This window comes from Chloroflexus sp. MS-CIW-1, assembly GCF_030444705.1.
GTDB lineage: Bacteria > Chloroflexota > Chloroflexia > Chloroflexales > Chloroflexaceae > Chloroflexus.
Map to the genome: position 1 here is coordinate 43,108 of NZ_JAUBWR010000003.1, position 14,589 is coordinate 57,696.

10 protein-coding genes are annotated in these 14,589 nt (G+C 56.4%); 1 reads left to right on the forward strand and 9 read right to left on the reverse strand.

The window, feature by feature from the left end; genetic code table 11:
• Positions 1-114: 114 nt before the first annotated feature.
• Positions 115-2,214, forward strand: a complete 2,100-nt coding sequence (locus QTO31_RS17350; protein WP_301430344.1) for an ArnT family glycosyltransferase — start codon at positions 115-117, stop codon at positions 2,212-2,214.
• Positions 2,215-2,275: 61 nt separating this feature from the next.
• On the opposite strand, the gene QTO31_RS17355 is transcribed toward QTO31_RS17350, so the two are convergent.
• The 9 genes from QTO31_RS17355 to QTO31_RS17395 all read right to left on the reverse strand — a co-directional run bounded on the left by QTO31_RS17355 (position 2,276) and on the right by QTO31_RS17395 (position 14,107).
• Positions 2,276-3,100, reverse strand: a complete 825-nt coding sequence (locus tag QTO31_RS17355; protein WP_301430345.1) for a dihydroorotate dehydrogenase — start codon at positions 3,098-3,100, stop codon at positions 2,276-2,278.
• Positions 3,093-4,622, reverse strand: a complete 1,530-nt coding sequence (locus QTO31_RS17360) for a UDP-N-acetylmuramoyl-L-alanyl-D-glutamate--2,6-diaminopimelate ligase (protein ID WP_301430346.1) — start codon at positions 4,620-4,622, stop codon at positions 3,093-3,095. The genes QTO31_RS17355 and QTO31_RS17360 overlap by 8 nt, the downstream gene beginning before the upstream one ends.
• Position 4,623: 1 nt before the next feature.
• Complete coding sequence (locus tag QTO31_RS17365; protein ID WP_301430348.1) at positions 4,624-5,682, reverse strand: lipid II:glycine glycyltransferase FemX; 1,059 nt, start codon at positions 5,680-5,682, stop codon at positions 4,624-4,626.
• Complete coding sequence (locus QTO31_RS17370; RefSeq protein WP_301430349.1) at positions 5,679-6,488, reverse strand: PIG-L deacetylase family protein; 810 nt, start codon at positions 6,486-6,488, stop codon at positions 5,679-5,681. The genes QTO31_RS17365 and QTO31_RS17370 overlap by 4 nt, the downstream gene beginning before the upstream one ends.
• A gap of 6 nt (positions 6,489-6,494) precedes the next feature.
• Positions 6,495-7,406, reverse strand: a complete 912-nt coding sequence (locus QTO31_RS17375; protein ID WP_031459309.1) for a HEAT repeat domain-containing protein — start codon at positions 7,404-7,406, stop codon at positions 6,495-6,497.
• 72 nt (positions 7,407-7,478) lie between these two features.
• Entirely contained in the window at positions 7,479-9,434 is a 1,956-nt protein-coding gene (locus QTO31_RS17380; protein WP_301430350.1) for a hypothetical protein, read from the reverse strand.
• Positions 9,431-9,583, reverse strand: a complete 153-nt coding sequence (locus QTO31_RS17385; protein ID WP_173424548.1) for a hypothetical protein — start codon at positions 9,581-9,583, stop codon at positions 9,431-9,433. The genes QTO31_RS17380 and QTO31_RS17385 overlap by 4 nt, the downstream gene beginning before the upstream one ends.
• Before the next feature lie 498 nt (positions 9,584-10,081).
• Positions 10,082-11,053 carry an ROK family protein gene (locus tag QTO31_RS17390; protein ID WP_031459307.1) on the reverse strand — a complete coding sequence of 324 codons (972 nt, stop codon included), beginning with the start codon at positions 11,051-11,053 and terminating at the stop codon, positions 10,082-10,084.
• Positions 11,054-11,104: 51 nt separating this feature from the next.
• Positions 11,105-14,107: a lamin tail domain-containing protein gene (locus QTO31_RS17395; RefSeq protein WP_301430352.1), complete on the reverse strand. Its 3,003-nt coding sequence runs from the start codon at positions 14,105-14,107 to the stop codon at positions 11,105-11,107.
• Between the last annotated feature and the right edge of the window lie 482 nt (positions 14,108-14,589).

The following is a 14,589-nucleotide window of genomic DNA, read 5'->3' on the forward strand; positions in this document are numbered from 1 at the left end:
ATTCTTTACCCACTTCTCCTGTAGCGCGTGAAGAACGCCAGAGGCGGGTGAAATTGATGAATACAAAGCGTACCGATACACCATGTCTGCCGCACCAGAAATCATACCATCGTGATGATGAGTAATCAATCTTCCAACAATCAATTATCTCTGGACTGGTGGCAAAAGCCGCTTGCCGGGAACGGATTGCTCAGATGTATTACCATCGGTGAACTGCTGCTCTTATGCGGCAGCCTTACTCTCTACATGTACACGCGCTTCATCGATCTGACAACGTTCCCCATCTATTTTTTCTGCGATGAGGCAATTCATGGCGTATTAGCCCGTGAACTGGTTGCGCAAGGATTTCGTGATGCCAGCGGTGTCTGGTTTCCACCTTACTTTCGGAATGTAGAGAAGTGGAGTCTCAGCTTAAGCGTCTACCTCCATGCCTTCAGGATCATCCTCTTTGGGTTTGATCAATCGGTGTGGACTATCCGAGCTACGTCGGTCATTGCTGGATTGCTGGCGCCACTTGGTATCGCGCTGATCCTCCGCGTGGGGTACAACAGCCAACGCTGGTGGCTCGGCATACTGGTGCTCTGTATTCTGCCAGCATGGTTTATCCATTCACGCACAGCGTTTGAAACAGCGCTGATGGTGGCCTGCTACGCCGGCTTTCTCGCCTCATACGTCATCTACCGTTTTCACGATGATCGCTGGATCGTGGCCGTCATACTCTTTGGCGCAGCGACGTTTTACAGCTACGCCAATGGTCAGGGGGTCATGTTGGTCAGTGGATTACTCTTGCTGCTGAGCGATGCTCGCTACCATTTCAGCCGTTCGGCGCCGCGTCTCTGGACTGCATTTCTGATGTTGTTGCTTGTGCTCGTCCCGTGGCTGCGGTTTCGTCAACTCCATCCCGACGCCACCTTCGAGCACCTCCGTTCGCTCTACTCCTACTGGATTCTGCCCATACCCATCAGCGAAAAGATCCAACGATTTTTCAGCCTCTACCTGCAGGGGTTAGACCCTCGCTACTGGTTCTGGCCAAATACGATTGACCTCGACCGACACCGCTTCCCAGAGAGCGGTCATCTTCCGCTCGTGCTGTTGCCCTTTATCACCACTGGCCTGATCACCTGTCTGTGGCATTGGCGCAACCCAAACTATCGCATTCCAATTATTGCCCTGCTGGCTGCACCCTTCAGCAGCGCCCTGGTTGGACCAGCAATCACGCGAATGCTGGGAATGGTTGTCCCGGCAACGATTTTGACGGTCATTGGCATTGATGTTCTTCTCGATCTGTTTAACCGCTTTTGGCAGCGTCTGTTCAGTATCATGACCGGAATACTCTTGGCTGCAAGTAGCCTGGCAATGACCCAATATGCCGTCCTCGGTGGGCCACTCTGGTTTCGCGATTACGGTCTTTATGGCATGCAATACGGTGCGCAACAGATCTTCGCCGAGACTATTCCCACCCTGCTCGCCCGCGATCCCCACATTGTGCTGCGTGTCTCACCGACATGGGCGAACAATCCAAACAGTTTTGTGGGCTTCTTTCTGACTCCTGCGCAACAACGGCGGGTAGAGCTGATCAGTATCGAAGCCTATCTCTACACTGTTCGTGATCTCAATCGGCAACGCGATGTCTTTATTATGACAGACGCCGAATATTGGCTTGCCCAACAAAGTGGAAAGTTCATCATATCGCCGCCCGAACAGATCGTTCCCTACCCTGATGGACGGCCAGGGTTTTACGTGGTGCGCATGGAATACGTGGCAAACATCGAAGAAATCTTAGCCGCTGAGCGCGCCGAGCGGCAGCGCTTGATTGAAACCCCCTATACCCTCGATGGTCAACCGATCACTGTCGCTCATTCTCTGTTTGATATGGGGAGTGTCAATGAACTGTTCGACGGCAATCCGATGACGCTTGCCCGCGGGTTTGAAGCGAATCCGCTGGTGATTGAATTGCGCTTGACCACTCCCAAATCGCTACGCCAGGTAGAGCTGACCCTAGGTTCGATGGACCTTGATCTCACGGTGGTGTTGACAACCCCTGATGGTGTTGCGAACGTCGTGCGCCAGCAATACCGTAATCTCCCGCCCGATCCGACAGTTCAGCTTGATCTCCCTGCACCGACGACCGTGCAACAGGTACGCTTGGAAATCTTCCAGGTTGGTGTCGGCGAACCGGCACATGTCCATGTGCGCGAGATTGTCTTGCGTTGAAGGAGAATGGGAAGTTCAGGAACCTTTCGACGCTCTCAGCCAATTGTGACCGTCCATCCCCCTACGAGATAGCCTGATCACGCAACGATTCAGCAATCACTCGTCCACGACGCAGATCACTAACCAGCGCACTGGCCAGGGCAACTGCCCGTGCACCAGCCTGAACCATTGCCTGCGCATGGGCCTCTGTAGCTACACCACCCATACCAATCACCGGCAATTGCACAGCAGCAGCAACACTTGCTACCATCCGTAGCGCCACCGGAAAGATGGCCGGGCCGCCAAGTCGTCCATAGATCAACCCTCCTTCAGGGTGGGGCATACAGGCTGGCAGGCCTCCGATCAGAGCAATCGCATCAGCACCGGCAGTCACACAGGCCTGGGCTACTGCAACCGGATCGTTCAACTCACCGGGGAGACGAACGATTAGCGGCAACAGCGTCACTCGACGCACGCGAGCGACCTGTTGCTCGGCTTCAAGTGCGGAAGTGGCAGGAAGTGCTAGCTCAAAACCGGCAACACCTGGCACCTCACTCAATTCGGCAGCGACCGTTGCCGTGTCTGTTCCGGCCAGACTGACTAATACCGGCACATGGTAGGTTGCCCAACGTGGCGCCAACTGTTCACGTACCTGCTGTACGCCGAGACTGAAGCCTCCGTGGTGGTAAAGCACACCGGCTGGAGTAGCGATCAGTTGCGGTTGCCCGCGACGCCCGCTGCGGGTAACGGTTGAACTGACAATAGCGCCTAAACCGTGGTCGGCATCAGCCCGTTGTAGTCCCAGCCAGCGTGCAATCCCCACCACATCACCCAAACTACCAGCGGCTGCGATCACCGGCGAGGAGATGATCAGGGTGTACGGATTATAGGGCGCCAGTTCAATCATGCGCGCTCCCATAGCCTAGCTCGGCCAGCGCCTGCCGTGCCACTTCCTCTTCGTTCCACGGAATAGAATGTTCGGCGTAGATAATGCTGCCCTCGTGACCTTTACCCAACAACAACACCATGTCGCCGGGTTGTGCAGCAGCTAATGCTGCCCGTATCGCCTGTGCTCGATCAGGAATGCAGAGGTAGCCACTGCCCGCTCGTTTACCAGCCCGCTCGGCGCCAGCCGCAATCTGGGCGATGATTGCTTCGCGATCCTCACCACGAGGATCCTCGTCGGTAAGAACGAGCAAATCACACATCCGACCGGCAATTTCACCCTGCATAGCACGTTTAGCAACGTCACGCTCGCCAGCGCTTCCGAACACAGCGATCATTCGCCCGCGTACCTGGGGCCGCAACATTGCAAAAATCTGTTCAAAGGATTCAGGATTGTGCGCATAATCAACGATGACCGAAAACGGTTGCCCGGCATCAACTGCTACCATCCGGCCTCGTGGCGCTCGTACACCGGCAAGAGCGGTAGCGGCCGTATCAAGCGGAACCCCCTGCGAGAGAGCGACCGTCAGCGCTGCCAGTGCATTACTGGCGTTAAATTGACCGGGAAGCGGTACAGTGACTTCCGCTTCCCCCCACGGTGAAGACACCCGCAACGTGCTACGAGTTGGTTCACTACGGACAATGACTCCCCGCACCTCTGCGGGGGAATTAAGCGCATACCGCAATCGCACAGCATCAGCCGGAGCTGCGGCGAGAAAATAGTGATGATTGGGATCATCGGCATTAACAATTGCCCACCGTTGACCAGAACGCTCGGTAAGCAGGGCAAAGAGTTGTGCCTTATCGGCCCGATACTGTTCAAACGAACCGTGGTAATCAAGATGCTCGTGACCGATATTGAGCATCACAGCTACGGCAAAAGCACAACCGACCAGCCGGCCCCACCGTGGGGAGAGCGCATGCGAAGTAGCCTCAATAACAGCCGTATCACAGCCGTCCTGCACCATCTCACGGAGCAAGGCCTGCACCTCTGGCGCCTCCGGTGTGCTCTGGCGCGTATCGTTAGGCCATCGGCGTGATCCAATCTGGAAATCGACCGTATTGATCATCCCGACTCTCCGCCCGGCAGCGGTTAGTAGCTGAGCTGTTATATCGGTTGTCGTACTCTTCCCTTTCGTACCGGTAATCCCAATCGTGATCATGTCTCGACCGGGATAATCGTAAAATGCAGCCGCCAATGGCGCCAGGGCAACCCGACTATCGGCAACAACAACGACCGGAACCGCCGGATGGTGCGACCCAGACCAATAGCGACGATCAACCACTACCGCATGTGCCCCCTGAGTAATGGCCTGTTCAATAAACTGGTGACCATCGCTATGCTGCCCACGAATGGCCACAAATAGACTCCCCGGCCTGACCCGACGCGAATCGTAGGTGAGCGCCTGTATCGGTAATTGCGGATCGCCTATAAGCTGATATTCACCGAGACCGACCAGGAGACTGGCAAGAGATTTTGTCACGCTATCCTCCAATTTTCTGCTTTGCCAGGGGATAGAGTGGTGGCAGCAACACGAGATCGAAGGCCGGCATCAAACGAACGATGCGGCCACCAAAACCCTTTTTAAAACGATACACACCGATCAACGGGTCCTGCTGAGCAGCTTGTTCAAGCGCCGTGCGCACCGCTGCATCGTCGGCAAATGCTGCCTGACCGAGCGCATCTGGGATACCCCAAAAATCATAACCGATGCAACCGCGCTCACGTGCCCAGCGCAGTGCCTGCCATGCCAGCAAATGATTGGCACCACTCCGCAATCCCTCCGTCGTCGAACCACCGTAGAGGTAATAACCGTAACGCGCATCAGCCAGGATCAGATGTGCTGCCACTGGCATCGCTTGGGCTTCAGCAATGAAAAGACGGGCGTTTGGTTGATGCAATCGCCATACCGTGGCATAGTAGTCAGCACTGTGAATACTGAATGCTGCGCGTTCCCCGGTCGCCCGCATAATATCGTAAAACGGAGCGAGATCGGCTTCATTCCCCACCCGCACCGTTACTCCGCATCGTTCAGCGCGCCGAATATCGGCCCGATGACCTTTTGAGCAAGCGGCAAAGAGTGCCGATTCTGGGGCCTGGAGATCGAGCAACACAGTACTGCGTGGTTGAATGGTATCGGCGACCACAAGACGGCAATGATCAAACCAGGCACGTAATTCGGCAGCTCGCAGGTCGCGTTCGCTGATGTTTGGCTCGAAGCGGATCATAATTGCTGCCATCTGTCGGCCTACTCGTCGTAACGCCTGTATCAACAATTCATCAACGGTCGGATCACCAGAAAAGAGAGGACCGCGTGGCGTATAGCCAAAAGCCAGACCGAAAGAGCGCCGAAAGAGCACCTGGGCACCGGCCAGGATAGTACCGGCTGCATCGAATACTGCCAGGCGCCGACAATGCCAGCCAAACAGCGCTTTCATTGCCCCCCACGGGCTGGCCTGCAAGAAACTTCCATGCGGATGCGTGGCAACAAACGCATCCCAACGCACAGAAGATGGTACATCAACCCGCCACCGATCCCTCATACGCGCACCCATTGCCGTTCAGCATAACGCATGGCCGGAAACGCAATCCGTGCGGCATACTCGGTCACGGCAGCCGGCATCGCCGCTGCCCCACCAAAGAGGACATTCAACTGGCTAGAATAAGCCGAAATAGCCGTAATCTTCACCTGAAGCAACGCCTCATCGAGTGGAACATAGCGTGGGGCATAGTGCTTACGACCGATCATTGCTAACCGCTGTTCAACAGCCGACGGCTGGCGAGCATACGGAAAATCTTCGTAATACCCATAGCGTACATCAGCAGCCTGCAAAACACTCGTCGCAGCGGCAAAGACTAACTGATGATCGACGTGCATCCCAACGGCCAGTGGCACATAAAATGTAGCATGCGGATAGCGCTCGACCAGCGTTGTCGTCAGACGTACCACTGCATCAATGAGCGGATCATCGGCTATCGGTGTTGCAAACAGACTCACTTCATCGGCATACACATCGGGGCAGCGATAAATTGCATCAAGCTCAGGCAACAACAGCGCATCGGCGCCAAGCACACCTAGCGCGGCGGCATCTTCAACCCGACGATGGGCCACGACAGATGATGGCGGCAATGCCCAGCGTTCGTGGAGCGATTGGGCAAATGCACTGAACCCCGCCTGAGCAGAGGGTATACCACTACAAACATTGACGACCAGCACCCGCTCGCCAGCCGCCGTCATACGCGCAATGAACCCGCCACAGGAAAGCGCCGCATCATCAAGATGCGGCGACAGCACAATGTGACGATAGCCATCAGGCAATGCCGTGGCCTGATCGGTAATAAAGGCCATACTTCCTCAGAGGGTATCAAGGTCGAGTTCGGCGAGTGCATCTTGGGCAACCTGAGCACGCACCTCATCACGAGAACGGGCAATCCGCTGGAGAATCCGTCGCGCATCAGCCCCACCAACCTGGCCTAACGCCCAAATTGCAGCCAGAGCAATTTCGGTATCCTCATCATCGACGAGCGGTAACAATGCAGGCAACAATTCCCGTCCATCTTCACCGATCTCACCAACTGCCCGTGCCGCCTCGTAACGCAACGATGGAGATGGACTTTGCAGCTCGCGCAAGATATACGGGAACCATTGGCGCCGCATTGAGCGCCCCATTGCCAGCACCGCACTCTCGCGCATGTAGATGTCATCGGTATTGTAGGCACGGTCAACCAGTTCCTGCGCTGCTGAAGACTCGGCAAAATAGCCTAATGCCTCAATTGCCCGACGCCGTACCTCAAAGGGCTGATCAGGATCGGTAGCCGCTTCAACCAAGACATCATGCAAGCGCTGACCTGCACTGAGCGACAGATCACCGATCTCAGCACGGTAGGCAAACCGTGCCAGACTGAGCAGCGCCGCCGCTCGCACTTCACCTGCCGGGTCGTGGAGCATCTGGATCAACCGATCCATCATCTGCTCATGGTCGTCTTCCCATAATCCTTCAATAGCAAGCACCCGAATTTGAGCGTCCTGATCGGCCAGACATGCCCGAAAGACCGGCCGGTAATCAAGCTGAATCTGTTCTTCGGCCAGCTCAGCTAGTAAACGCATAATATGGCGTCGGCGATCCAGACTGAAGCGCTGCCACTGCTCCCAAAAGATGTATACGCTCTCTGGCCCTAAATTAGCCAGCAACTTCAGATCGAGGCGCGTCGGAGCCTTCTCCATCGTATCGAGTTGGGCAACACGCTCAGCAAAACTCAGAGTCATGGTAAACCTGCCCAGGGAAACACGACAAAGCGACGATGCAGAGCCAACGCCCTTCATCGTCGCCAGTCATACTTACTCATCTTCATCAATATACCGACCACCCCGCCGTCGTAAAGTGGGTTGGATTGGCAAATCTTCCGCTACATCTACATCCTCTGCTTCGGTCTCGGTTCGTTCCACTTGCGGCAGAGTGAAGAAATACGTTCCAGACGCTGAAGGATCGGCTGTCATCGCCGAATGGCTATCGAGCAACGCTTGCAAAAACGAGCGTGATGCCGGACGTAGCACGTTATAGGCAACGTATATATCATTAAACGTTACTCGATACACCGGCTGCTCACGGCTACCACCCCGCTCGCCCATCGCCTCGCAAACGTGTTCGAGTATCATCTCGGCCTTCCGCCGTTCACTCATTGGGAACGCCTTCAGATTTCGCAATTTCCCATAGCGATTCTGGGTCGGCAACAAATCCTCATCAACGGCACAGTAGAAGGTGAGATTGGCAAACGCAAACCGGTTCTTCTTCTCGTCAAAGGTCAGCAGACGATCCGTCGTCTCACCACCCTCCTCGTAGCTGATGGTAAAGACATTCACCGCGTTAGTCCGACTAATCGTGATCAAAGCGCCGGGTACAAGATACTCGCGGAAGAAATCTTCCAGCCCTTGCAACCAACCACCACGATTACCGCTCGGATAGCGCACTTCAACCAGATACGTTCCGAAATGTTGTGGTGAATCAAAGCGAAGAACCGCACTTCGTTGATCAGGGAAAACCGGTTTCGGCAACAGGGTCGCCAACGCAGCATCTAGCGGAAGCACCCCGTATTCCCACTCAAAGAAGGTTAGCAAGCGAGTCACACTGCCACTGGCCTGAATAGACTCCACACTTTGATCAGCCAGACTATCATCAAAGCCCTCGATCAGATACGAGGTCAGTTGGCCCATCTCGGATGCTTTTACCCGCTTAGAGCCAATGGCTGGCAAACCCTTCGTTGACCAGATATTTGCGCCTTCCACTCCTACGAATTCAAAATCTTTTTCACGCGACAGGCGATAATTCAACGAAAAGCGAAAACCCTCGTAATCAGGTTGGCGTGGATTGTGGTAATACAGATCGGCAATGATCTCGGTATCGAGCAATGGCTCATTGCGTTCGAGGATGTAGTCGCGGATCTTGCGCAGATCGTTCTTACCAAAGCTTACTAAGCTCGTTTCCGGATAGTGCAATCGCCCAAAGCTGACGATCCGCCGGAGTGGGTCTTGAGCCAATCGCTCGGCTAGAATGCGCTCTAGAGCAGGGCCGTGCTCGGCCACGATCTCTGCCGGTGAACGGCTCAGATCAATGGACAAGCCGTCAACGGTCAGCACTGTCGAACGCTCACCGGTAGCCGACGCGGCAACCGGCGCTGCCGAGGGTTCCTCAACAACCGTCGCAACCGGCTCTTCAACATCAGTTGGTGGTACCACTGCCACTCCTGGCTCTTCACCAACCGGCGCCGGGCCTGCCCCCTCAGCAACTGGCTGCTCGACAACAACCGGTGTCGTCGCACCAGCTTCCTGAGATTCGGGCTGAACTACCGGCTGTTCATCCATCTGCGTAGCCGCCACTAACCGGGCCTGTTCGAGCCAGTAGTCTGAAATATAGACCGGTTCCACCGTCGTAATTGCCGGACGCGACGTAGATACAACAACGCTTAAATCATCAATCGGTAACGGATTCTCTGGCTCATAGAGGCGCTGTTTAAAGGTATGCGGATCGGTAGTATCACGGGGAATATACCGTCCCTGACGAGAGGTCACAAAAATAACTTGACCGTTGACCTCCTCGCGGGTGAAACGCTCATCAGCGGCCAGAGCTGCTTCCAGTTCAGCCTGCACACTCGCCGGATCGCGTTGTAGACGAGCGGCAAAGAATGCGACCAGATTACTCAGCGTCTGCCGAATAGGGGCATCAATGGCGAAAAGAATTCCCTGTGCGGTCATCAGCCGCCATACTTCATCGGCCAGTGTTGCTGTGGTGGCAGTCATTCGCCCTCCTCCGTCACCAGCTTGCAAAGAATTTCGAGATAGTGCAATAACAGGTCTCTCACATCTTTCGGTTCACCGCTTGCCCGAAGCCATTGGAGTAAGCGGTCGATGGCGGTATCGCCAAAAATGATCGTCTTTGCGTCCATCATGCCCCCACAAGCTTCAACTCATAGACAACAGGAAACAGAGAGGCGGGACTTGCCTCCCTGCTATCCGTAGGGTGTACGATATAGCTCACTGTATTGTATCATTGCTCAGCACGACATGCAAATAGGAGATCGTGCAGGGAGGGATTTTCAGCGTTCTCATACCGATCCTGTTCACGAAAACCGTGTCCTGGTGCGTGGGCATCTGGATCACCCCCTTCCCTCCGTAAGCGGGGGGTACTAGCAGCGCTGGCAGGATGATACACGGCTTGCCCAGACAGGATTGGCATCAGATACGGGCCTCATTGCGGCCACCTGGGTACGCGGGCCTCCGGCCCGCGTCGTGTGATGCACATGTAGTTCCCATCGGTTGACACATTAGCCCACCATCACCCTCCAGGTCCCGATCCACCACCATCTCCTCTGTGCGGGGGTACAGGTTGCGAACCTGCCATACGCTAACGGTATGATCGACGAGAGAAGAGAGGCATATCAGCAAAACTAATCTGACAAGCTATCGAGGGCCATAGCTACAGCACCGATTGCGACACTGTCTGGCCCTAATATCGAAGCCACGACCGGTACCGGACGAGCAAACTGGGGAGCGATGAAATGATTTACCCTGGAGGCAATTGCTTCGACGAAACTATCGCCGCCAATACGCACCACAATGCCACCTAAGACAACGATTTCCGGATCGAGTAACGCAATAATCTGCGCAATCCTGGTAGCCATCAAATCAACGGTATGCTGAACAACCTTACGCGCCACCGGATGATCACTGAAAATATCTTCCAGGCGACTGGTGGTTAGACCGGCAGCGGCTGCCCGTCGGAGCAATCCACCAATAGAGACCAATTCCTCTAGCGTTTCCGGACGACCATCACCATCCCAACCATGACCTACGACCGCATGCCCAATTTCACCTGCCATGGAATGAGCACCATGGTAGAGACGACCGTTCAATACCGCTCCACCGCCCACACCACTGCTCAGGTGAACGTAAAAAAGATGCTGACACCCCTTCCCAACACCAAATACGGCTTCACCGAGTGCGATCAGGTTGGCATCGTTGTCGATCAGAGTTACGGTGTCGAAGGCCTGTTCAAAGCGTTCCTGGAGCGGATAGTTTTCCCAGCCTGGTCGACGGGGCGCTAATCGAACGGTGCCATGCCGGAGATCGACCGGGCCACTAAAGCCTACGCCAACCCGTACCAGCCGATCAGTACCCACACCTTCCTGAGCCATCAAGCCACGGGCCAGCTCGATGACACGATTCACTGTTGTGTCCGGGTCTTCGTGTTCGGCCAATTCCATGGAAGCATTTTGATAGGTGTGGTGCTGTAAGTCAACTAAGGCAACCCGCAGGCCGTAGCTGCCCAGATCGATACCAAGAATATACCCTTGATTGCCGAGAACGCCCCACAGGTTCTGCGTCAACCGTTCACCTATCAGGGTAGGCAGATCTTTCATAGGGGTGTTCCTCTCTGAATATAACGTATGTTCGGCACCAGTGTTGTGAGATTATAACACATCCTGATAGTCTCGCACAGAACGACGTGGTTTTGGTTCAGTAACAAAGAGCAGGATGGCAATAACTCCCAGCACCGCAGCAGTGATCCGCGACCATGACCACCTTGGTTCAGAGCAATCAGTACACGTGCTCACGTTGACTGCCGGTGGAGTAACGGTTGGCGACGCAGTGGCAGTTATCGTCAGGTAACCGGGCAACGGCGAACGGAGTGCTAACGAAAATGGAAGCCGTTCGGTAGGCCGTGAAAATGCTAATGGCGAAGGCAATATGCTATCGGTCGTGGCAGGCATTTGCAGAGAGAGGTTGATCTCGTGCCCAGGGTCGGTTTGCGAAGAAGAAACTGTGAGTTGGCGCCAGACGATGCTATCAATCTCTGCTGCAGAATAAGAAAATGTGTCGATCGCGTTTCCCGTTGGATCGTGCAGGATCACCGTATCACCGCTGTTGTTCAGAAAAGAGCGCGTGATCGGAATACGCACCGTTGCTCCTGCCGCCAGGGATTGCTCAGAAATCAGGCGACGTTGTCCACTATTATCGGTAAAGAACCATCCTTGCAGGTCGATGGGTTGTGCATATTGGCTACGGAGTTCAATCCACTCGTGTTTTCCCGTTGCTGGCGCCGGTAAGAGTGCATTGATGATCACCACACCACTAGGCCAAGCCGTTGGCTCAGGAGTCGGCAATACGGTCGGCGTGCGAGTCGCGGTTGGTGTCTTCGTGGGCTTTGTTGTGCGGGTTGCGGTTGGTGTCTTCGTGACTGTTGGTGTTCGGGTCACGGTTGGTGTTTTCGTAACCGTCGGCGTGCGGGTCACGGTTGGTGTTTTCGTGACCGTTGGCGTGCGGGTTGCAGTGGGGGTCTTCGTAACCGTTGGTGTCCTGGTTGCGGTTGGTGTGTACGTCGCATTGGGCATAGTTACTACCGTAGCTGTAGCAGTCGCAAGTGGCGACGATGAGATCGTTGGCTCAGGAATGTCGTTGGATATTCCAGCCGTCGCCTGTGTACGCACCACCCATTCCGGTGCGCCATCGCGCACGCGGGCATAGACCGTCGTGGCACTGAGCGCCGGGTATTCGACCGCCGTGCTCAACGCCGTCGCCCGCCAGAACAGCGTCAGCCGCGCCCCACCGTCGGGTAAGGTACCCTTTGCCAGAGGTATCAGTAGCCATTCGCCTGCGGCCAGCGTCACCGTCGGCAACGAACGCACCACGCGACTGCCACTCGTGCTCACCCGCTCAAGCTGCCACTCCGCCAGCTCGACCGCCGTCGGCCCGCGATTGTACAGCTCGACCCACTCCTTCTCGCCCGCTGCGGCAATTTCGTTAATCACCACCTGATCCACGGCTGCCGGCAGTGTTGGCGTTGGCGTTGGCGACGGGAGCAGGGTAGCGGTTGGTGTCGGCGTGGCCGTGGCCGTCGCGCTCGGCGTGACCGTGGCCGTCGCGCTCGGTGTGAGTGTTGCGGGCAGATTATTCGACACACCGGCCGTCGCCTGTTCCCGCACGAGCCACTCGGGTGCGCCATCGCGCACGCGGGCATAGACCGTCGTGGCACTGAGCGCCGGGTATTCGACCGCCGTGCTCAACGCCGTCGTCCGCCAGAACAGCGTCAGCCGCGCCCCGCCGTCGGGTAAGGTACCCTTTGCCAGAGGTATCAGTAGCCATTCGCCTGCGGCCAGCGTCACCGCCGGCAACGAACGCACCACGCGACTGCCACTCATGCTTACCCGCTCAAGCTGCCACTCTGCCAGCTCGACCGCCGTCGGCCCGCGATTGTACAGCTCGACCCACTCCTTCTCGCCCGCTGCGGCAATTTCGTTAATCACCACCTGGTCCACGGCTGCCGGCAGTGTTGGCGTTGGCGTCGGCGACGGGAGCAGGGTAGCGGTTGGTGTCGGCGTGGCCGTGGCCGTCGTGCTCGGCGTGACCGTGGCCGTCGCGCTCGGTGTGAGTGTTGCGGGCAGATTATTCGACACACCGGCCGTCGCCTGTTCCCGCACGAGCCACTCGGGTGCGCCATCGCGCACGCGGGCATAGACCGTCGTGGCACTGAGCGCCGGGTATTCGACCGCCGTGCTCAACGCCGTCGCCCGCCAGAACAGCGTCAGCCGCGCCCCACCGTCGGGTAAGGTACCCTTTGCCAGAGGTATCAGTAGCCATTCGCCTGCGGCCAGCGTCACCGTCGGCAACGAACGCACCACGCGACTGCCACTCGTGCTCACCCGCTCAAGCTGCCACTCCGCCAGCTCGACCGCCGTCGGCCCGCGATTGTACAGCTCGACCCACTCCTTCTCGCCCGCTGCGGCAATTTCGTTAATCACCACCTGATCCACGGCTGCCGGCAGTGTTGGCGTTGGCGTTGGCGACGGGAGCAGGGTAGCGGTTGGTGTCGGCGTGGCCGTGGCCGTCGCGCTCGGCGTGACCGTGGCCGTCGCGCTCGGTGTGACCGTGACCGTCGCGCTCGGCGTGGCGGTGACTGTTGCGTCCGGTGTAGCCGTGTTCGTCGTGCCTGGTGTGGGCGTGGTCGGAATGCCTGTGGCAGGTGGATCACCACTATTCCAGATTCCCGGCGAAGGCGAACCCACTATCCAGGTATTGCTACCGTCAGGCTGGCGAGCGATGGTCTGATCAGGTCGTAAAACGATCAGCGGACTCTGATCGATCACCTGACCGGTTGGATCGCTCAAGATAACTCGATCCGGATCGTTATTGTTGAGTATAGCACTGGTCAGTGGGATAACCAGCAAACTATCCGGAGCAATAACCACTCCTTCACCGATCAGGGTATGAGGTCCACCGATAACCGAATCATCAATCCGCCAACCACTCAGATTAACCGGCACGGTACCCGGATTATACAGCTCAATCCACTCTGACCCCGATGACGGATAATGCATGACCTCATTGATCAATATGAGCGGTGATTGAGCATGAATTGGTTGAAGGGCAACAATGAGCAGCCACAGGCAAATGAAACCGATAGTAAACTGACGCATGATCGCTTCTCCAGTATGAGTTATTTGTCCTACTAGAGAAACCGTACAGAATGGCAAAAAGATTCGCTGATTTTAGGGGGAATTTGCCAAAAGGAAGATCGGCGCTTACAACATCGACGCCTTTCTTGCCTACGCGAGGATCTGAGTGCCTGATCAGAAACTCGTGGTTTTGATCAGGTGCTCAGTAGGGACGTCGGCTGAAGGGGCAAGAAACGACGCGCCTCAGCAACAAATCTGGGCTTTTGCCAAGGCGCGACCATAGCATCTCCAGAATGGTTCGGGGAATGTTGGCGAGCAGCACCGGCGTCTCTTCGACGCGATAGAAACGGGTAGCATCGGGGTCAGCGCCGGTGCTACGGCGCACGCTTAGCGCACCCTCACCTTCCCCTCTAGCCCCCTTCCTCTCACACCAGAGGAGAGGAAGGGGATGGTACCACTGTCGCGCTCACCAAGGGCGAGGAAGGGAGGACGGTTGGCACCCT